Annotated in this window: 17 protein-coding genes; 2 read left to right on the top strand and 15 right to left on the bottom strand. The window is 70.9% G+C overall.

Features of this window, described 5'->3' with window-relative positions:
- Positions 1 to 96: 96 nt before the first annotated feature.
- Positions 97 to 1,020, bottom strand: a complete 924-nt coding sequence (locus F8568_RS48465; protein WP_236009052.1) for a GNAT family N-acetyltransferase — start codon at positions 1,018 to 1,020, stop codon at positions 97 to 99.
- A gap of 47 nt (positions 1,021 to 1,067) precedes the next feature.
- Between F8568_RS48465 and F8568_RS22900 the strand changes: the two genes are divergently transcribed.
- Positions 1,068 to 1,937: an MBL fold metallo-hydrolase gene (locus F8568_RS22900; RefSeq protein ID WP_151595722.1), complete on the top strand. Its 870-nt coding sequence runs from the start codon at positions 1,068 to 1,070 to the stop codon at positions 1,935 to 1,937.
- 20 nt (positions 1,938 to 1,957) lie between these two features.
- Here F8568_RS22900 and F8568_RS22905 read toward each other — a convergent pair whose 3' ends face one another.
- The 14 genes from F8568_RS22905 to F8568_RS22970 form a co-directional block, all read right to left on the bottom strand.
- Positions 1,958 to 3,334, bottom strand: a complete 1,377-nt coding sequence (locus F8568_RS22905; RefSeq protein WP_151595723.1) for an NtaA/DmoA family FMN-dependent monooxygenase — start codon at positions 3,332 to 3,334, stop codon at positions 1,958 to 1,960.
- Positions 3,335 to 3,347: 13 nt separating this feature from the next.
- A complete protein-coding gene (locus F8568_RS22910; protein WP_151595724.1) occupies positions 3,348 to 4,436 on the bottom strand; it encodes an LLM class flavin-dependent oxidoreductase in 1,089 nt (362 codons plus the stop codon).
- Between the two features lie 715 nt (positions 4,437 to 5,151).
- Positions 5,152 to 6,036 carry a sugar phosphate isomerase/epimerase family protein gene (locus tag F8568_RS22915; protein ID WP_151595725.1) on the bottom strand — a complete coding sequence of 295 codons (885 nt, stop codon included), beginning with the start codon at positions 6,034 to 6,036 and terminating at the stop codon, positions 5,152 to 5,154.
- Positions 6,033 to 7,256: an epoxide hydrolase family protein gene (locus tag F8568_RS22920; RefSeq protein ID WP_151595726.1), complete on the bottom strand. Its 1,224-nt coding sequence runs from the start codon at positions 7,254 to 7,256 to the stop codon at positions 6,033 to 6,035. The genes F8568_RS22915 and F8568_RS22920 overlap by 4 nt, the downstream gene beginning before the upstream one ends.
- Positions 7,257 to 7,263: 7 nt before the next feature.
- Positions 7,264 to 7,767 carry a VOC family protein gene (locus F8568_RS22925; RefSeq protein ID WP_160573718.1) on the bottom strand — a complete coding sequence of 168 codons (504 nt, stop codon included), beginning with the start codon at positions 7,765 to 7,767 and terminating at the stop codon, positions 7,264 to 7,266.
- 55 nt (positions 7,768 to 7,822) lie between these two features.
- A complete protein-coding gene (locus F8568_RS22930; protein ID WP_160573719.1) occupies positions 7,823 to 8,683 on the bottom strand; it encodes a cytochrome P450 in 861 nt (286 codons plus the stop codon).
- Positions 8,572 to 10,011 carry a PEP-utilizing enzyme gene (locus tag F8568_RS22935; RefSeq protein ID WP_160573720.1) on the bottom strand — a complete coding sequence of 480 codons (1,440 nt, stop codon included), beginning with the start codon at positions 10,009 to 10,011 and terminating at the stop codon, positions 8,572 to 8,574. Before F8568_RS22935 ends, F8568_RS22930 begins: the two co-directional genes overlap by 112 nt.
- A gap of 216 nt (positions 10,012 to 10,227) precedes the next feature.
- Positions 10,228 to 10,959 (bottom strand): ABC transporter ATP-binding protein, encoded by a 732-nt coding sequence (locus F8568_RS22940; protein WP_151595729.1) that lies wholly within the window; start codon positions 10,957 to 10,959, stop codon positions 10,228 to 10,230.
- Positions 10,956 to 12,734 (bottom strand): branched-chain amino acid ABC transporter ATP-binding protein/permease, encoded by a 1,779-nt coding sequence (locus tag F8568_RS22945; RefSeq protein WP_160573721.1) that lies wholly within the window; start codon positions 12,732 to 12,734, stop codon positions 10,956 to 10,958. Before F8568_RS22945 ends, F8568_RS22940 begins: the two co-directional genes overlap by 4 nt.
- Before the next feature lie 70 nt (positions 12,735 to 12,804).
- Positions 12,805 to 13,665: a branched-chain amino acid ABC transporter permease gene (locus tag F8568_RS22950; protein WP_151595731.1), complete on the bottom strand. Its 861-nt coding sequence runs from the start codon at positions 13,663 to 13,665 to the stop codon at positions 12,805 to 12,807.
- A 91-nt stretch (positions 13,666 to 13,756) separates the two neighbouring features.
- Positions 13,757 to 14,965, bottom strand: a complete 1,209-nt coding sequence (locus F8568_RS22955) for an ABC transporter substrate-binding protein (RefSeq protein ID WP_160573722.1) — start codon at positions 14,963 to 14,965, stop codon at positions 13,757 to 13,759.
- Positions 14,966 to 15,277: 312 nt separating this feature from the next.
- Positions 15,278 to 15,754, bottom strand: a complete 477-nt coding sequence (locus tag F8568_RS22960) for a flavin reductase family protein (RefSeq protein WP_151595733.1) — start codon at positions 15,752 to 15,754, stop codon at positions 15,278 to 15,280.
- Between the two features lie 71 nt (positions 15,755 to 15,825).
- Positions 15,826 to 16,938 (bottom strand): LLM class flavin-dependent oxidoreductase, encoded by a 1,113-nt coding sequence (locus tag F8568_RS22965; RefSeq protein WP_151595734.1) that lies wholly within the window; start codon positions 16,936 to 16,938, stop codon positions 15,826 to 15,828.
- 57 nt (positions 16,939 to 16,995) lie between these two features.
- On the bottom strand, positions 16,996 to 17,766 hold the full coding sequence (locus F8568_RS22970) for an SDR family NAD(P)-dependent oxidoreductase (protein WP_160573723.1): 771 nt from the start codon (positions 17,764 to 17,766) through the stop codon (positions 16,996 to 16,998).
- 92 nt (positions 17,767 to 17,858) lie between these two features.
- Between F8568_RS22970 and F8568_RS22975 the strand changes: the two genes are divergently transcribed.
- The gene (locus F8568_RS22975; protein ID WP_151595736.1) at positions 17,859 to 18,536 is read left to right on the top strand and encodes a TetR/AcrR family transcriptional regulator; all 678 of its coding nucleotides are present in this window, start codon (positions 17,859 to 17,861) and stop codon (positions 18,534 to 18,536) included.
- Positions 18,537 to 18,545 lie beyond the last annotated feature (9 nt).

An 18,545-nucleotide genomic window follows, 5' to 3' on the forward strand; every position in this document is an offset into this window, starting at 1 on the left:
CTGTAGGCCCCCCTTATCATCCGCATGAACCGCAAACGGTGAATTCACTGGGGTACGGCGATCTGACCGTCCGTCGCCGATTGCGCGACGGTGCCGTCAGAGGGGCTTCTCCATGCAGATCGAGAAAGTGAGCCACTCGTACGGCGGAAAGACCGGAATGCGGGTGTAGCCCTCGCGCTCGTAGAGCCGGACGGCGTCCGGTTGCCGGTCCCCCGTCTGCAGGACGACGCGGGACGCTCCGAGGGACCGGGCGGCCCGCTCCGCCGCCGCCAGCAGCGCGGTGGCGGCCCCCGAACCGCGATGCGCGGGCGCGACGTACATCCGCTTCAGTTCGACGCCGTCACCGTAACGCCGCAACGCAACGTGGCCGACCGCGGTCCCGCCGGCATAGGCGACGCCGACGTACACCACTTGCTCGGCCTCGACGCCGAGCGCGCCGTCCAGCTTCCGGTCCGGGTCCGCCGCCGCGGCGAGGACCTCCGCGACCCGGTCGGCGTACCGGCTCTCCATCTCCGCCTGCATCGCGTCCCGCAGTCCCGCGGCGTCGGGATCGTCCCACCCGGTGGCGCGGACCTCGTAGCCCAGGTCATCCGCCTTCTGCATCGGATGTTCCTCCCGAGGAACATAGGTCATGCCGGGCAGCTCGGCGGCGTGCTCGGCGGCCCACCGGCCCAGTGCGGCGAGTTGCTCGCGCAGCGACGCTCCCACCGCGGTCAGCGCGTACTCCACACGGGCCGCCCTTCCGGGAGCCGGAGTCCGGCTCACGAGCCCCTCGGCCTCCAGCGCCCGCAGGGTGCGGGTGAGCACGCGGCGACTGATCCCCTCGATGGCGCGGTCCAGTTCGTTGAAGCCGTGCGGCCGGTCGGCGAGCAGCCGGATGACCGCCGGGCTCCACTTGTCGCCGACGCACCGCAGGACGCCCGTCACCGGGCACGCGCCGTACTCGGCGGCGGTGACGACGACCCCGCGCTCCACCGCTCCGGATGTCACCGGGCGAGCGGACGGCACGTCAGTGGACATGAAGGTTCCTTCTTCCGGTCCCGCCGGGGCGTCACGAAGATCAGCGTATGCGCACGTTCGACATCGGCGCGGTCTCGGTGACCCGGATACCGCATTTCGAGAATCTGCCCCTGACCCCCGCCGCGCTGCTCCCCGGCACCGGCCCCGACGTCTGGGAGGCGAACCGCGCCTGGCTCGCCCCCGACCACTGGGACCCCGGCTCCGGCCGCGTCCGCGTCTCCGTCCACAGCTGGCTGCTGCGCAGTGCCGGGCGCACGGTCCTCATCGACACCGGGCTGGTCCCGGACCCCCGCCAGGAGGGCGTGCCCGCCGGCGGAGACCTGCCCGCGGCGCTCGCCGCCGCGGGCGTGGCGCCCGGCGACGTCGACCTCGTGGTGTGCACCCATCTGCACGCCGACCACGTCGGCTGGAACACCCGCGAGGGCGACGGCGAGCACGTGCCGTCCTTCCCCCGGGCCCGGTACCTCTTCTCCGCCGCCGACCTCGCCTTCTTCGCCCCGGACACGCTGGTGGAGGAGCCGGGACGCAGCGCCGCCGTCCATGCCAGGTCGGTGGAGCCGGTGCTGCGTTCGGGGCAGGCGGTCGTCTGGGAGGACCGCTTCGTCATCGATGAGAACCTGCGGCTCGACCTCGCACCCGGGCACACGCCAGGGCACGGGATGCTCACCGTGGAGTCCGAAGGCGAGCGCGCGTTGTTCGTCGGCGACCTGCTCCACACGCCCGTCCAGCTGCTGGCGCCGGACGCCTCCAGTTGCTTCTGCCACGACCCGTCGGCCGCCGCCCGAACCCGCCGCCGCATCCTCGAACGGGCCGCGGACACCGCCGCCCTGGTCGTGCCCGCCCATTTCTGCGGGCCGGGCGCCGTCGAGATCGGCCGCGACGGGACGCGGTTCACGGCCCGCCGCTGGTTTCCCTGACCACCGCATCCGGGGCCTCCCTACGGATTCAGCGGAGGAAGGTCCAGGTGCTCGCGCAGCGTCTCGCCCTCGTAGGCGGTGCGGTACGCGCCGCGCTCCTGCAGTTCGGGGACGAGCTTGTCGACGATGTCCTCCAGCGCGGACGGGATCAGGTACGGCGTGATGTTGAACCCGTCGACGGCACGGGTGCGGACGTAGCGGACCCACTCGTCGGCGACCTGGGACGGCGTGCCGACGAAGGCGGGGTGCCCGGGCGCGACCTGTCTCGCCAGTTCCAGCATCGACAGGCCGCGCTGCTCGCTCTGCTCGCGCCACCGGGCGATCAGCGCGAGCTTGCCGGTGCGCCGCTCGATGGGGATGGTGCCGCGCGACGGGTCGAGTTCGCCCTCGACGGGGTCGATGTCGGGAAGCGGCCCTTGCGGGTCGTACCCGGACAGGTCCGTCCCCCAGTACTGCTCGAAGAACGTGATCGCGCGCGGTGCCGACATCTGCTCCTCGCGCACCCAGCGGGCGCGTTCGACGGCCTCGTCCGGGGTGTCGCCGAGGACGACCGAGGCGCCGGGCAGGATCCGCAGAGAGTCGGCCGAGCGTCCGTACCTGGCCAGCCGCGCGCGCAGGTCGGCCGCGTAGGCGACGGCCTTGTCGTAGGGGGTGTTCGCCGAGAACACCACGTCGGCGCGGGACGCGGCGAGCTCCCGGCCGCCGTCGGAGTCGCCGGCCTGGAAGAGGACCGGCCGGCCCTGCCGGCTCGCGGGGACCGTGGGGACGGCGCGAAGATCCACCAGGTCGGTGCTGCGGGCGACCTCGCCGATGGAGCCCGGCCGGGCCCAGCTCTTGGCCTCCCCGGTGGCGACGACCGCGTCCGGCTCCCAGGCGTCCCACAGCGCGGTGACGGCGTCGACGAACTGGCCCGCCCTGTCGTAGCGGCGCTCGTGCGCCAGCCATCCGCCGTGGCGGAAGTTCGCACCGGTCCAGGCGTTGTCGGTCGTGACGATGTTCCAGCCGGCGCGGCCGTCCGACAGCAGGTCCAGGCTCGCCAGCCGGCGGGCCAGATCGGCCGGGAAGTTGTAGGTGGCGTTCTGGGTGGCGACCAGCCCGATCCGCTCGGTGACCGCGGCGAGGGCGGACAGCTGTGTGATCGCGTCCGGACGGCCGGCCACGTCCTGGTCGTGGACGCGGCCCCGGTTCTCCCGGACCCGCAGCCCCTCCCCGAGGAAGAACGCGTCGAACAGCCCGCGCTCCAGCAGCCGGGCGACCTCGACGAACGTCCCGATCGCGACATGGTCGGCGGCGGACGGATCGTTCCACAGCAGTTGCGGGCCGACACCGGTGTAGAAGACGCCGAGGTGGACCCGGGCGTGCGGATCGTAGAGGGCGCCGGTGGAGGCTTCGGTCATGGTCGAGTTCCCCTCAGGAGGCGGCGGTGAACCTGTTCGCGGGGCGGGGCAGTCCGAGGGCGTCCCGCAGCGTCGCGCCCGTCGCGGGCGGGCGGTGCAGGCCGGCCGCATCGAGGGCGGGCAGCACGTGCTCGGCGAGCAGGGGCAGGTCGGCGGCGAGGACGGCCGGATGAAGCCGCACCCCGTCGACGATCCCGGCGAGCGACCGCAGCAGGCGGGCGAATCCGCCGGCGGACCCCACGTACCGGAACCGGCCGGTGTCCGGCCAGGCGGCGGACTCCTCCAGCCGGGCGGCGCGTCCGGCGGCCGACGCGTCGGTCCCGCCCAGGAGGACCTCGATCTCGGCGAACGCCAGCGGGGTGCCGGTCTCCCGTGCCTCCGCCGCGCGTTCCCCCAGAGCGGCCGTGTCGTGCCCGCCGACGAGGGCGATGTCCGCGCGGGCTCCGAGCTCCAGGGCGGCCGGGGCGAGGACGACGACCTGGCCCTGCGGCGGCCGGGGCGTGATCAGCGGGCCCTTGACCGTGAACCGGGCGCCTGCGAAGTCGACGTGGTGGACCCGGTCGGCGTCCAGGAACCGGCCGGTGGCGGCGTCCTTGATGACGGCGCCGTCCTCCCAGGAGTCCCAAAGGAGCCGGGCGGCGTCGACGACGTCGCGCACCTCCCGCCGCAGTTCCTCCGGCGCGAGCGGGGACGCCCCGATCGTCGCGAGCGACTCCGGGTCGTTCGCGGCTCCGACCAGCCACGCCGCCCGGCCGCGGCCGGCGTGGTCCAGGCTCGCGAGCTGGGTGGCGAGATGGAACGGCTCGGTGGTCGTCACGTGCAGGGTCGGCGCGAGGCCGATCCGCTCGGTGATCGTCGCGGCGAACGCCGCCCGGGCGCCGGCCTCCAGCCGTCCGGCGGCGTTGACGCCCGTGCTCGGCGGGACGGGCGCGTCGTCGAACGTGGCCAGGGTGAAGCCGGCGGCCTCCGCGGCGGCCACGCCCTCGCGCAGCGCTCCCGCGGTGAGGACCGCGCCGGGTGCTCGCCCGGAGTACCGCCACGCGGCCGGATGGGCGCCGTCCCCGTCCAGTTCGACGGCCGTCGGCAGGCGGGACTCACTCATGCGGCACCCTCCGGTTCGCGATCGGCAGCCGTCCTCCGCCGGACGGCGCCGACCCTCTGCCGGGAACAGTAAGCACCGCTCATGTTGCCGTCAATACCTACCGTAAAAGTATGAATTTGCAGGAGCTCCCCGCCCGCTCCCTTCCCGCTCGGCGTCCTCGGGAGCCGCGGAACGAAGTGGCCCCTGCGCGGTCAGGCGTGCGCGGCGTACCGCGTCTTCACGAGCCGCTGAAGGTCGGCGACCAGCCCGTCCGCCCCCGGGTTCGCGGGCGCGGCACGACGCAGGCGATCAGGATCTCGCCGACGTAGAGCCCTTGCGCTGGCGCGTCGGCGTACATGCCGGGCTATCGGGTATTCGCGCTACAAGATCGTCAACAGTCCATGTCGGCTCGTTGTCGGCTCGGCGGTTCCGAATCAGAAGGACACGCGGCGGCACCATGCGGCACGGAATTCGGGCTCGTTGCGGACGGATCGGCACAGGCCGACACTGAACGGGCCGCTCCGATACGGCAGTTCGTGCCGAGGCGTTACGTGAGGTCGCCCGCCGACGACTGAACTTGCTGGCTTCAGCTTGGACGAGCCGCCAGGCCACCGCCAGCTTGACGCTCGGCGTGGCGCACCGTGACAACGGGCTCGCCCGATCCGGTTGGGGACGGTGAGGTCGCCCAGCCGAATCGGCGTGAACCGCGCGGTAGCGCTTTCCATCGCATCCTTCCTCACTCGCCGACCGGTCCCGTGGTCACGCCCGCGGCGGCGAGCACCGCGCGAGTGCGGGCCGCCATGAGGGACGCCGCCTCGGCCGGCGGAAGCGCGGCGAGGTCCTGTGAAAGGACCTCCACGGAGACAGGGGCGATCAGCGCGGCGCGGCTGACGGCCTGCAGCAACCGGACGAGGTCGAACTCCCCCGTGCCCGGTGGCGACCGGTGGCGTTTGGTGTCGCTGAGGTAGTCGTCCTCCTGCGGGATCAGTGGACCGTCGTTGATCTGCAGCATCGCGATGTGCTCGGCCGGTATCCGGCGCAGGGCCTTCTCGTCGGGATGCCCGCGGAAGTGGTGCCAGCTGTCGACGCACACTCCGCCGTTGGCGCGTCCGGCCGCACCGACGATGGCCGCGGCGGTCGCCGCGTCCGGAATGTTCGTTCCGGGAATGAACTCGATCGCGAGCGTCAGGCCGTGGCCGGCCGCACGATCGCAGAGCGCGGCGAAGCGTGCCACCGCATCCGCTTCCAGGACGGGGGATCCGAACGTGCCGAGCACCTGCAGCCGGCGGGCGCCCAGCCGTTCCCCCATGCGCAGGATGCGGTCCAGCGCCGGTTCCGGTGTGGGGGCCGGAAGGCCGCCGGCCGCGCCGGCGGGGTGCTCGGCCGCGAAGCCGACGACGGCCTCCACCTCCGACACCACCAGTGCGTGGTCGGCGAGGATCGACAGGAGGTCCGCGTCCGACGAACCGGTATCCCGCAGCCGGTCGTACTCGGCGAGGCTCAGGCCGATCGCGGAGAAGCCGGCCCCGTGCGCGGCGGCCGCCCGTTCGGCGAACGGGACCGGGCCCAGACTGCCGCAGGCCAGGGTGAGGCTGGGCACGCCGCCCACTGCGGCACTCATCCGCGGCGAAGGGGCCGGAAGAACTCCCTGACATCGGCGACCAGCAGTTCCGGGACCTCGGCCCAGGCGAAATGGCCGCCCCTGTCATGCTCCTGCCAGTACACGAGGTTCGCGTTCTCCTCGGCGACCCGTCGCGGTCGGTAGACGACGTCGACCGGGAACACGCTGACCCCCACCGGGACGTCGATCGCGGGTTTCCGGTCATGCACCGGACTCCAGGGCGCGCGGAACTCGTGCCAGTACATCCGGGCGCTGGACACGAACGTCTCGGTGAACCAGTAGATGCCGACCAGGTCGATCAGGGCGCGCCGCGCGAAGGAGTCATCGAGCAGACCGTCGTGGTCGCTCCAGTTGTAGCGCCGCTCCAGGAGCCACGCCGCGAGCGCCACGGGTGAGTCGTGCATGCCGTAGGCGAGCGTCTGAGGGTCGGTGCTCTGCGCGGCGACATGGGACAAGGTGCCCGCCCACCGCTGCTCCATGAGATCGAAGCGGTGCCGCTCCTCGGGTGCGAAATCCTCCCTTCTCATCGCGCGGACGGGGCCGTTGAGCCTGGCCAGCAGCATGTCCAGCGTGGAGGAGCCGGACGTGCGCGATTCACGGGCCGAGCCCAGGGACGGCGGGCTCGTCGCATGGAGTCCTATGACGCGTTCGCTGTGCGCGTGGGCGAGGTGGGCCGAGACCCGGACACCGAGATCACTTCCCGCGACCGCGAACCGGTCGTATCCCAGCAGGGTCATCAGCTCGGCCCAGCGGTCGGCCGTGTTCGCCGTCTGCACGCCCTCGATCTCCAGCGGTCCGGAGAAACCGAATCCCGGCAGCGAGGGGATCACCACATCGAACGCGTCGGCGGGATCGCCGCCATGCGCGCCCGGATCGGTGAGCGGGCCGATCGCCTCCTTGAAGTCCCAGAACGTCCACGGCCACCCGTGTGTGAGGATCAAGGGCAGCGGGCTGGGCCCCTTGCCCCGCTCGTGCAGGAAGTGGACGGGGACGCCGTCCAGCACGACGCGGAAGTTGGCGAAGGAATTGATCTCCGCTTCGGTCTCCCGCCAGTCGTGGTCGAGCCAGAACGCGACGAACGACCGCAGGTAGTCCGCGTTGGTGCCGTACCGCCAGGTCGCGTTGCCGATGTCGAGCGGGTATCGGGTACGGCGCAGCCGGCTCTTGAGGTCGGCCACCGCCTCGTCCTCGACCGCCGCGGTGAAGGGCTCCGGTCGCATGGTGCTCCTAGCCGGCCGAGACGTCGTGGGGACGGGCGGGCTGGTCGATGACGCCCGTGTCGAACCATCTCTCCAGGCGGGCCCGCTGGCGTTCGCTGACGTACTCGATCCGCGTCCCGCCCGGCGCCGTGTCCGGGCTGACGTAGAAGACGGAGATCGCACCGTCGGAGCCGCGGAAAACGGCGTCGATCTTCGCCCCCGATGCCTCGACCTCGGCGAGTCTGGCGTCGATGTCGGGCTCCCATACCCCCAGGTGGTGCGGGCCGGCCCCGTGCGCGGAGGAATAGATCCCGTCCCCGGAGAACTCGATGAGTTCGAGCCGGAACGGGCCCTGCCTGGTATAGGTGACGGTCGCTTCGATGGGACCGGTCGTGCCGTTGATGCGGTCGTCGACCTCGTACGGCTTCATGGTGACGGGTTCGTTGAACATATAGCCGAACCGGGCGCTCAGATCCCCCATCGCCGCGGCGATGTCGGGGACGAGGATGCCCGCGTGATACGGGATGAGCACGGTCATCGCCTTTGGTCACATCCATTCGTTCCGGGGCGCTCCGGCCGGGGCGCCGTCACCAGGTCACCGGAAGGTCTTTCAGGCCCCACACGATGGCGTTGCGGTCCGGTTCCAGTTCGGAGACCGGCACGGCGAGCCGCAGCGATGGAACGCGGCGCAGAAGGGCCGAGAACACCGCTTCCATCTCCGCGCGGGCGAGGTTCTGTCCGAGACAGGCGTGCACCCCGAGCCCGAAGGTGAGATGGCGGCGGTCGCCGCGGGCCGGATCGAACCGGTCCGGGTCGGGGAAGACGTCGGGATCGTGGTTGGCCGCGGCGGTGAGCGGCAGGATCCCCTCCCCGGCGTTGATCGGGCACCCGGCGACGCTCATGTCCCGGGCCGCGAGCTTGGGAACGGTGAGGTCGGTGATGGCATGGATGCGCAGGATCTCCTCGATGGCACCGGGCATGAGGTCCGGCCGCAGGCGGACCCGCTCGGCCTGCTCCGGTTCGGTGAGGAAGGTCAGCATGCCCAAGGTGATCATCTTCGCGGTCGTCTCGTGCCCGCCGATGAGCAGCAGCATCGCGAAGCCCACCAGCTGCTCGTGGGTGAGCTGCCCCGTGCGCACCCGCTCGACCAGCAGCCTTCCGAGAACGCCGTCGCCGGGATCGCGTTCCTGCTCGGCCACCTGCGCGCGGATGAAGTCCTCGACGTCGCGCAGGGCCTCCTGGAACGCCTCCGCCGAGGTGGTCATGTCGAGCAGCCGCTCGGTGAGGCTTTCGAACAGCTCGTGCGCGGCGTAGTCGATGCCCAGCAGCAGGCAGATCACCTGGCTCGGGATCGGCCGGCTGACCAGCCGGTGGAGGTTCGCGGGCCGCGGCGCGTCCAGGAGCCGGTCCACGGCATCGTCGACCAGTTCGCGGATGCGGGGCGCCATCCCGGCGATCCGCTTCGGGGTGAACTCGGGCGCGAGCATCCGGCGGTAGAGCGCGAGGACGGCTTCTCGATGAGCTCGCCGACCTCGTCCAGGGTGAGCATGATGATGTCCTCGACACGGTTGAGGTTTCCGAGAGCCACCTGGCGCGCGGCGATCTCGCGCAAGGGCAGGCGGGCCTCGTGCAGCAGCCGGACCATGGTGGTCTTGCTCTGCTCGCGCGCGGGAAGGTGCAGCTCGACGGCGCGAAGGGCGGTGTCGAAGGTCTCCCGCGCCTGCGCGTCGGCCAACCGGGAGCGGACGTCGTCGGCCAGTTCCATCCGTTCCCGTGCCAGGCGCGCGGCCTGGGGGCCGGGGTCGTGGTCCGCGGGCTGCAGCCGCAGCCGGTCGATGATCCCGAGCGGTATCGAAGGATGGGTCTCCCAGGTCTGCGGCATCGCCTCGTATTCCTGCGTCGCCCGGGAACCGAACTCGACGAGGAAGTCCTCGAACCCGCGAGCGAACGCGCGCACGTGCGGCTCGCTCCGGGACCGGAGCCGGTTCCAGAGCCCCTCGGCGCCCGCGTCGAACTCGGCCGTCAGCTCGGGTGAATCCGCCACCTCCCGCCCCAGCGCCCAGAGCGCGGCGGCCGGCGCGGCGGAGGCGACGTTGCCCCAGCCGCTCATCAGCCGCACCCGCAGCGTGTCGTCGGCCAGCGGTTCCAGCGCGGCGCCCAGCAGGCCGGTCGCCAGTGAGGACTCGTAGACCAGCAGGAAATGCTTGGTCACGACCGGCCCGTAGTGCTCGTCGATCACCGTCCGGTACCGGGCCATCAGCTCCCGGTCGCTCAGCCTGCCGAGGTCGGGGCGCTCCAGCCGCACCTTGCGGGCCCGTCTCGCGTCCTCCTCGAGATCCGTTCGGGGTATCGCCTGGAAGGTCCGTTCGATGCTGCGCTGCATGCGCGCGGTAAGGTGCGGGGCCTCATCGCCCGGACGCGGACGGTACACGGGTGCGTCCGCCCTCGTGCCGAGGTATTCCCTGCTCATGGCCTCCGGGTCGGTGCCCGGCATGCGCACCCCGAAGACCCATTGCACGGACAGGTTGATGTAGCAGTATCCGTGCACCACCGCCTGGATGTCCTGCAGACCGGGCCGGAACTCGTTCTCCTCGAAGGCCCCGAACTCGACCAGGGCCCGCTTCCACGCGCGATCGGAGATGGGGCCCGCGAAGGCCGTCCACTGCAGGGGGCTGATGACGTCCGGCGTGACCTCGTCGACGTTGCCGCGCGTGTAGACCGGATACCTGGTGCTGAGGGGGTCGTCGACGACCCACGGCCGGTCGATGTCGATCATGGTGGACCTCACTTCCGGCGGCCGGCGGCCACCCTGCGATGAAGTGCCATCCCCTCGCAGCACTCCAAATAACTCTAGGAATAAATAGTCTTATAGTCAATGAGTTGGAAATGCCTCACACCGATTTCAGCCCGTCGAGCAGGTCCGAGCATGAGGCACGATGGAAGAGGTCTGCACCCCTGCACCGCCGCCGACAGTGGATCGTCTAGTGGACGACTAACCTCGCCCGAGATGCGCGCCCATATAGGCCGCCTCGACCGCCGCCCCCACGTCAGGGGCGTCGGCCGCCCCGCGGAAGACGACACCGCCGAGATTGATCACCACCGCGTCGTCGGCGACGCCCAGGGAGAAGTCGACGGCCTGCTCGACGAGCAGCACGCCCAGTCCTTCGCTCCGCAGCGCCTGGACCAGGTCGAAGAGCTCATCGACGATGGTCGGCGCCAGCCCGGTCGTGGGCTCGTCGAGCATGAGGACCCGGGGGCGTGCCGCCAGCGCCTGGGCGATGGCGAGCATCTGCTGCTGGCCGCCGCTGAGCAGGCCCGCCGGAGAATCGCGCTTCGCCGCCAGCGCCGGAAAGCGCTCGAAGGCCTCGTCGACACGGGCGGCGAGCTGCGCACCGGACGGTCTTTCGGCGTAGGTGCCGAGGACGATGTTCTCCCTGACCGTGCGTTCGCGGAAGACCCGCTTCCCCTCCTGCACGTAGGCGAGCCCGGACCGGGCGCGCTTGGGCGCGGAGAGCCGCGAGACGTCGCGGCCGTCCAGGAGGACCTCGCCGGACTCGAGCCGGTTGAGGCCGGAGATGAGGCGAAGCGTCGTGGTCTTCCCCGCGCCATTGCGGCCGAGCAAGGCGGTGATCTTCCCCCGCTGGACGCTCAGCGTGACGTCCCGGACGACCCGCAGGTCACCGTATCCGCCGGCGATGGAACGGACTTCCAGCACGGGGCTCATGGCGTGCCCTTCCCGGTCAGGGCGTCCCCGCCCTCGGCCGAACGCCTGCCGAGGTAGCGGCGGACGACGTCCTCGTCCCGGGCCACCCGCTCGGGGACGCCGGTGGAGATGACGTGCCCCTCCGCCAGGACGATGACATGGTCCGCGATCTCGCGGACGAGCTCGAAGTTGTGCTCGACCAGCACCACGGTCGCGCCGGCCTCCCGGACCGCCCGGATCAGGACGGTCAGCTCCGCCAGCTCGGTGTCGTCGAGGCCGGAGGCGACCTCGTCGAGCAGCAGCACCGCGGGATCTGCCGCGAGGGCGCGGGCGAACTCCATGAGCCGGCGCGTGCCCAGCGGCAGCGCGTCGGCGCGCAGACCGGCGGCGCGGCTCAGTCCGACGGCGGCGAGCGCCCTGCGAGCGGCCGCCAGGTCCGCGCGGCGGACCCGCCGGTAGCGCGGCAGGCGCAGCACCGTCTCCACGAGGGTCACGTTCCCCGAGCCCAGTCTCCCGGAGGCCACGACCTCCCTGACGTTCAGCGACGCCGGCACGAGCGGTGTCTGGAACGTCCGGGCGACACCGTGCCGGACGGCCCTGCCCGTCGATCCCGAGACCGGCGAACCACCGACCCGGACCTCGCCCGCCCGGGGCTTCAACAGGCCGGACACCACGTTGAGCAGGGTGGTCTTGCCCGAGCCGTTGGGTCCGATGATCGCGGTGACGGTTCCCGGTTCGGCGCGCAGCGAGACGTCCTCGAGCGCTGTGAAGCCCCCGAAGCGCACGGTCACGGAGTCGACGACGAGCGGCTCGCCCGGGAGCGGAGGGACATCGACCGACTCCTGTCTGCTCGGGGCGATGCCCTCTTCGCCGCGGGCCCGGCCGAGCAGGCGGTCGAAGACCCGATGGCCCAGACCGGCGGCGCCGGTGCTCAGGAAGACCCCGCCGAGGACGAGGACGATGCCGTAGGCCACCTCGGCGTACTGGTCGAAGAGGGACAGCTGGCGCGGGCCCAGCTGGAGCAGCGCCGCCCCGATCACGGCGCCGTAGACGGAGCGGGCGCCGCCCAGGATGGCCGCCGCCAGGATCACCAGGCCGAGTTCGAACGTGAAGACACTCGGTGCGATGTAACCGTCCAGGTACGCGTACAGCGCACCGCCCAGCCCCGCGGGGACCGCTCCGAGTGCGTACGCTCGCAACTTTGTCCGATAGGTGGAGATCCCCAGCGCCTTGGCGAGGACGGAGCTCTCCTTGAGCACGAGGAAGGCCGTGCCCTGACGGGAGTGGACGAGGTTGCGCATCGCCGCGAACCACAGCGCGGCCACGATGATCGCGGTCGTATAGAACGTGGGATTGTCGAAGGGCAGGCCTCCGAGGGTCGGGCGGCTGATGCCGCTCAGCCCCGCCACACCTCCGAGCCGACCGTGCAGCAGGTTGACGATCCGCGGGATGAGGTCGAGGAGCAGCAGCGAGAACAGCGCGAGCACCCAGCCGCCCAGCCGCAGCCCGGCCGCCCCCGACACGACGCCGACCAGCAGCCCGGCGAGGCCGGCGGCCGGCAGCGTGACGAGGACGTTGGTCACTCCGATCGTCGACAGGTAACCGACCACGTACGCCCCGGTGGCGTACATCAGAACCTGGCCGAGAGCGAGTTCGCCCGCGTAGCCGAAGCTGAGGTTGAGCCCGCCGACCGCCAGCGCGAGGACCGCCACCAGGATGATCTGGCGCTGGGCGTCCAGGCCCAGCCCCAGCCACGGGCCCGCCGCCAGGACGGCGGCGCCGAGGAGCGCGAGCACCGGTCCGACGGCGGCCCAACGCGCACTGAGCGCCAGGAGAGCCCGCTTCGGCACCAGGTGGGGAAGTGAGCTAGACAAGACGCGGCTCTCCCTTGCTCAGCAGCCCGGTGGGCCGCAGGAGGAGGATGAGGGCGAGGATGACGATGACGGCGATGTCGCCGTAGTCGTTCCCGAGGTGGCGGTTCGAGAAGGCCTCGACCAGCCCCACCACCGTCCCGCCCAGGAGGGCGCCCAGGTGGCTGCCGACGCCGCCGAGGGCCATGGCGACGAACCCCTTGAGCGCCAGCACGAGTCCGATCGTGGCGACCGCGTAGGTCGTCTGCGCCATCACCGGTCCGACCAGTCCTCCGAAGATCCCGGCGATCGCGAACCCGAGCATCGACAGCCGCCGCACATCGATGCCGCGGAGCGCGGCGGCGTCCTCGTCCTCGGTGCGGGCGAGGCCGGCCAGACCGAGGCGCGATCGATGCGTCCAGACGTGGAACCCGAGGGTCGCGACGACGGCGATGACGATGAGCAGGAGCTCGTTCGGCCGGACCTGGCCGCCGAGGACCGTCCACGTCCTCTCGGGGACGACGGTGACCCGCAGGGGATCCGGACCCCAGATGACGATCGCCGCTCCCGCGATGACGGTCGAGACCCCGAGCGTGGTGACCAGCTCGGTATGGCCGCCATGACCCCGCAGCGGCCTGATGGCGACGCGTTCCTCGGCGACGGCGACGAGCCCGCCCAGCACCGCTCCGATGAGCAGCACCACCGGCAGCGGCAGCGAATGCTGGGTGAGACCGGCATACGCCGTGAAGGCCCCCACCGTGAAGAACTGGGCGGTCGCGAAGTTGAGCACTCCGGTAAGGACGAGGGTCATGTTGTAGGTGAGCGCAACGAGCGTGTAGACGGACCCCATGGTCAGTCCCGCCCACAGGACGGTCATCGGCTCACCTCCTCTTCGCGGCCCCGCCGCACCGCTCTCCGGCGGCGGGTCGATCTCACCGGGCCGGCCGGGCCCGTCTCCCGCGCCTGGCTCAACTGCTCGCCTCGAACTGCCCCTGGACGAGCACCGAGGCCGGCAGGTAGGAGAAGTCGGAGTCGTTGACCACCGGGAAATGCGCCTTGGTGCTGTAGGCGTAGGCGGCGTAGGTGGTCCACGGGACGGGACTCGGCCGCTTCAGCGACTCCATGGCCTTCTTGAGGTCCGCGGGATCGGTGCCGCCCGCCTGCTCGGCCGCGACGCCCAGCACCTGGAGCGCGTCGTAGGGCTCGGCCGCCAGGGTGATGATCTGCTTGACGGGGCCCTTGGCGGCGACGGCCTTGACCATGCGTTCGGTGGCGGGCTGCCACGACCCGCGTTCCGATAGCGCGGCGACCTTGAACGTCTGGATCAGGACGTCCTTCAGCGCCGAGGAATCCACCAGCGAGGCGGGGTTCGAGCCGGCGAAACCGGAGTCGCCGATGACCGGCACCGACCAGTTCAGCTTCTGGCGCGCGTCGAGGATGTAGCCGACCGCGGGGCCGTATCCGGAGGCGAGGAGCAGGTCCGGCCTCGCGCTCCGCAGGGCGTCCAGCGGAGCCGTGAGGTCGGTCGCCTTGCTGTCGTAGCTCTGGGCCACGAGCTTGATACCGGTGCCCTTCACCGCGTTCTCGATCGCCGACCGGTTGTAGGTGCCCAGCGCGTCGTTGGAGGCGATGAACGCGAGGGTGCGGACGCCGCGGGTCTTCATGAAGCGCACGGCCGAGGCGTAGTTCTGGTCGTTCGCCGACTGGTAACCGAAGTGGTAGGGGTACTTCTTCGGGTCGTCCATGGACCTGTCCGACGCGGTGGTGCCGGAGAGCACTCGCGCGTTCGTCAGGGCGGGCAGCATGGCGAGCGTCTCGTTGCTGGTCGCCCCGGCCAGGACGTAGTCGGGCCGCTCGCTCCCGTTGAGCCGCGACTGGAGCCGGGACACCGCCTCGGTCGGGTTGAGCTTGTCATCGACCGAGGCGATCTCGATCTTGCGGCCGCCGATGCCGCCACGGCCGTTGAGGTCGTCCGCGGCCGCCTGCAGGCCGCTCATCTGGAGCTTGGCCTGTTCGGCCAGTGCCCCCGACAGCGGAAGCACGGCCAGCACCCTGAAGGGACCGTGGCTGTCGGCTTTGCCCGTCCCCCCGCCGCCACAGGCCGAGAGGGTGATGAGCGCGAGCGCGGCGGCGCCCGTTCGGATCGTTCTACCTGGGGTGATTCTCACAGGACTCACGCCTCCTCGGTGGACAGTCCTGACGTGGCGTGAAATCTAAGGACAGCTTGTCTAGTTCTCAATAGTTGATCACTAGAGTTTATCGAATCGTGTCCGTCCTGCCCGCGGGAGCGGCCATCAGAGCAGGCGAACCGGGATATCGAGGGGTGTGGCGACCGGCCGGGAGCGGTCACCTCAGGGCGACATATGCCCAACTTTCTCCATATATGTACTTTTCATCCGGCGGTGACGACACAGCCCGGGCCGGCTCAGGCCGGCCCGGGTCGGAGTCGAAGCAGAGTCAGAGTCGAAGGAGGTCCAGCGGCGGCGCGCTCACGTCAGGGAGCCGGCTATCCGCCGAGCCGCCCGGTCGAAGAAGACCGTCGGCTCGCCCTCGTCGACATCGGCGTCCATCACCAGACCGAACAGCACCGTGTGATCTCCCGCCGTGATGCGTTCGGCCGTCCTGCATGACAGGTGCGTGAGGGCGTCCGGCAGGCGAGGCAGGCCCCAGGCGTCGGCGCCGAAGTCGGCGCCGAACTTGTCGTCGACCTTCGAGGCGAACCGCTTCGCCAGAGGCCAGTGGTGCGGCCGGAGCACATCGATGGCGAACAGGTCGGCGCGCTCGAACACGGCATGACAGCGCGCCGTGGTGTCCAGGCATGTCAGCACGAGCGGGGGATCCGCCGAGACCGAGGTGAAGGCCGTGGCCGTGAAGCCGTGCGCCCGGCCGTCGCCGGCGCGGGTCGAGACGATCACCACGCCGCTGGCGAACCTGCTGAGCGCCGCGCGGAACGTGGCGGCGTCCACCCGCTGGGACGGCTCGCCATCGGGAATCGCCCACGGGTCGTGGCGGCCGACGCCACGACCCGATCCGGCGCCTACGCGAAACACGGGATGACGTGCTTTCCGAGCAGCTCGATGGCATGCATCGTGCGGTCGTGCGGCAGCGACCAGAACTGCATCATGCAGAGCAGCTTGTCCAGGTCCGCCTCCCGCTGGAGGCGTTCGATCTGCTTGACGCAGGTGTCCGGGCTCCCGACGACGCACATGCCGTTGTCGATGAGGTACTGCAGATCGACGTCGCGAGGGTCGATGCCTTCGAAGTCGGTGACCTGGAAGCCCTCGTCGGCGTCGATCTCCTCGGGGCGCCGTCCGCTCTTGCGCGCCTCGAGCACGGGCGCGCTCGAGGAGATCTGGGCCTGCACGTAGGACATGAAGCCCGCCTCCGCCTCCTCGCGCGCCTGCTCGTCGGTGTCGGCGCAGTGCACGAGGGTGAACGTGGCCGCCTTGTCGTTCACGGCCGCCCCCATCGGCTCGGCTCTGGCGACGGCCTCCCGGTAGGCCCTGACCCGGCGGCCGACCTCCTCAGGCCGGACGAGCACGGTGAAGGTGAGCAGCCCGAGCCCCTTCTCCCCCGCCTCGACGTGCGACTTCAGGCTCGTGCACGCCGACCAGATCGGCGGATGGGGGTCCTGGACCGGCATGGGCACGACCGTCCGCTCGGGAATGTCGAAGTACTTGCCGCTGTGGGAGAACGTGCCCGTCTCGCTCTTCCAGATCGCGGTGATGACCTCGAGCGCCTCCTGCCACATCGCCGACGTCTCGTCGTAGGGGATGCCGAAGCCGCCGAGCTCCGTCAGCGTGATCGACTTGCCGGTCCCGAGCTCGACCCGCCCGTTGCTGAGGATGTCGAGGGTCGCCGCCCGCTCCGCCACGCGGACGGGGTGGTTGTACGGGTAGGGCAGCAGGGCGACCCCGTGCCCTATGCGGAGGGCGGACGTGCGCTGCGAGATCGCACCGTAGAGGACCTCCGGGGCCGACGAGTGGGAGAACCCCGGCTGGAAGTGGTGCTCGACGGTCCAGAACGATTCGAATCCGGCCTGCTCCGCGTGCACCGCCTGGTCCATGACGTCGTGGAACGCCTGCCGCTCCCGGTCGCGGTGCTTGAACGGGCTGGCGACCTGCACCTCGTAGAAGAGACCGAAGTCCATCAGGTACCTCCACCTGTGTAGTAAGTGCTTACACCATAGGCGGGCCGGCGGAGTTTGTCACGCGTGGTAGTAGAGCCCGCCCGCCACGCAGATCGCTTCGCCCGTGACATAGCTGCTCCGGTCGCTGCCGAGGAACAGCACCGCCTCGGCGATCTCCTCGGGGGTCGCCGCACGTCGCAGTGCCGCCTTCTGCGAGGTCTCGCGGACGTAGTCGGAGCCGAAGAGGGACTCGATGCCGGGGTTGGGGACGAAGCCCGGTGCGACGGCGTTGATCCGCACGTTGTGCGGTCCGCACTCCGATGCCGCCGCCCTCGTCAGCCCGAGCACGCCCGCCTTGGCCGCCGAGTAGGACGCGGTGCCGTCTGCCGGTCCCGTCCAGGCGTTGACCGAGGCGATGTTGATCACCGAACCGGCGCGACGCTCGATCATCGCCGGAAGGCAGGCGCGCATCATGAAGAAGGTGCCGGTCAAGCACACGTTCAGGACCTTCTCCCACGAGCGGGTGCTGGTCTCGACCAGCGGCGAGAGGTCGGTGAAGGCGGCGTTGTTGACCAGGACGTCGAGGGGGCCCACCGCTTCGACGGCCGCCGCCACCCCCACTCGGACGCTCTCCTCCCGGCCGACATCGATCACCGCCGGCACCACCGTCGCGCCCGTCGCCGCCGCGAGGTCCCTCGCCGCGGCGGGGGTCCGCGTCTCGCTGCGGTCCGTGAGCACGACGGTCGCGCCGGCCTCGGCGAACAGCCGTGCGCAGGCCGCGCCGATCCCCGGCCCCGCGGCCCCGGTGATCAGGACCTTCTTTCCCTGGACGTCGCCGCTGTGTGACATGGCGTGATTCCTCTCGTGATGTGGGGTGTGCATGGATTCGGGGCCTCAACGGGCCGCCGGTCCTCCGGCGTGAAAGGGCTAGTCTCGGACCCATGCCGACAAGCGCAGGGCGGGACAAGGCCACACCTGCCGAGGGTTCGTCTCGCCGACGCTCCCCCGGAACGATCCGCGACATCATCGTCAAGGCCGCGGCCGAGGTGTTCGAGGAGAAGGGCTACAAGAGCACGACCACCCGGGAGATCGCGCACCGGGCCGGGGCGTCCGAGACGCTGATCTTCCGTCATTTCGGCAACAAGTCGGGCCTGTTCCGGCAGGCGGTGATGGAGCCGTTCGCCGCCGAACTCGACGCCCTGGCTCGGTCCTTCGATCCGAGCAGGCCGTCGCGGGAGTTCTTCAGCAGGCTCCTCGCCACGCTGCGCACCGAGCGACGCAAGATCATGGCGCTGCTCACCGTCAGCAGCTTCGCGGAGGACCCCGACCTGCGAATGGACGAGGCGAGCGCGTCCCCGATCGCGCCGGTCTTCAGCTCGCTGATCGGCGTGACCGAGGGCGATGTCGAGCACTACGGCTTCGCGAACGTCGACGTCAGGCTGACCACCGCGATCTCCGTGGCGACGCTGCTGGGGCTGGTCGCCTTCGACGAGTGGCTGTTCGACGAGCCATTGGACGACGAGCGGCTCGCGGCGCTCGAGCGTGAGACTCTCATGCAGCTCGCGCACGGACTCGCACATCGGCCTCCCTCGCAACCGGCCGGCGGTTCCCGACCCTGACGGCTCCGG

This window comes from Actinomadura physcomitrii (genome assembly GCF_008923205.2).
GTDB classification, from domain to species: domain Bacteria; phylum Actinomycetota; class Actinomycetes; order Streptosporangiales; family Streptosporangiaceae; genus Spirillospora; species Spirillospora physcomitrii.

Bases quoted from the DNA above. Each gene is read 5' to 3' on its own strand.
- F8568_RS22975 (WP_151595736.1), top strand. From the start codon at position 17,859: ATGCCGACAAGCGCAGGGCGGGACAAGGCCACACCTGCCGAGGGTTCG.
- F8568_RS22940 (WP_151595729.1), bottom strand. From the start codon at position 10,959: ATGAGCCCCGTGCTGGAAGTCCGTTCCATCGCCGGCGGATACGGTGAC.
- F8568_RS22950 (WP_151595731.1), bottom strand. From the start codon at position 13,665: ATGACCGTCCTGTGGGCGGGACTGACCATGGGGTCCGTCTACACGCTC.
- F8568_RS22915 (WP_151595725.1), bottom strand. From the start codon at position 6,036: ATGAGTGCCGCAGTGGGCGGCGTGCCCAGCCTCACCCTGGCCTGCGGC.
- F8568_RS22930 (WP_160573719.1), bottom strand. From the start codon at position 8,683: ATGGCGCCCCGCATCCGCGAACTGGTCGACGATGCCGTGGACCGGCTC.
- F8568_RS48465 (WP_236009052.1), bottom strand. From the start codon at position 1,020: ATGTCCACTGACGTGCCGTCCGCTCGCCCGGTGACATCCGGAGCGGTG.
- F8568_RS22970 (WP_160573723.1), bottom strand. From the start codon at position 17,766: ATGTCACACAGCGGCGACGTCCAGGGAAAGAAGGTCCTGATCACCGGG.
- F8568_RS22910 (WP_151595724.1), bottom strand. From the start codon at position 4,436: ATGAGTGAGTCCCGCCTGCCGACGGCCGTCGAACTGGACGGGGACGGC.
- F8568_RS22920 (WP_151595726.1), bottom strand. From the start codon at position 7,256: ATGCGACCGGAGCCCTTCACCGCGGCGGTCGAGGACGAGGCGGTGGCC.
- F8568_RS22935 (WP_160573720.1), bottom strand. From the start codon at position 10,011: ATGATCGACATCGACCGGCCGTGGGTCGTCGACGACCCCCTCAGCACC.
- F8568_RS22905 (WP_151595723.1), bottom strand. From the start codon at position 3,334: ATGACCGAAGCCTCCACCGGCGCCCTCTACGATCCGCACGCCCGGGTC.
- F8568_RS22900 (WP_151595722.1), top strand. From the start codon at position 1,068: ATGCGCACGTTCGACATCGGCGCGGTCTCGGTGACCCGGATACCGCAT.
- F8568_RS22965 (WP_151595734.1), bottom strand. From the start codon at position 16,938: ATGGACTTCGGTCTCTTCTACGAGGTGCAGGTCGCCAGCCCGTTCAAG.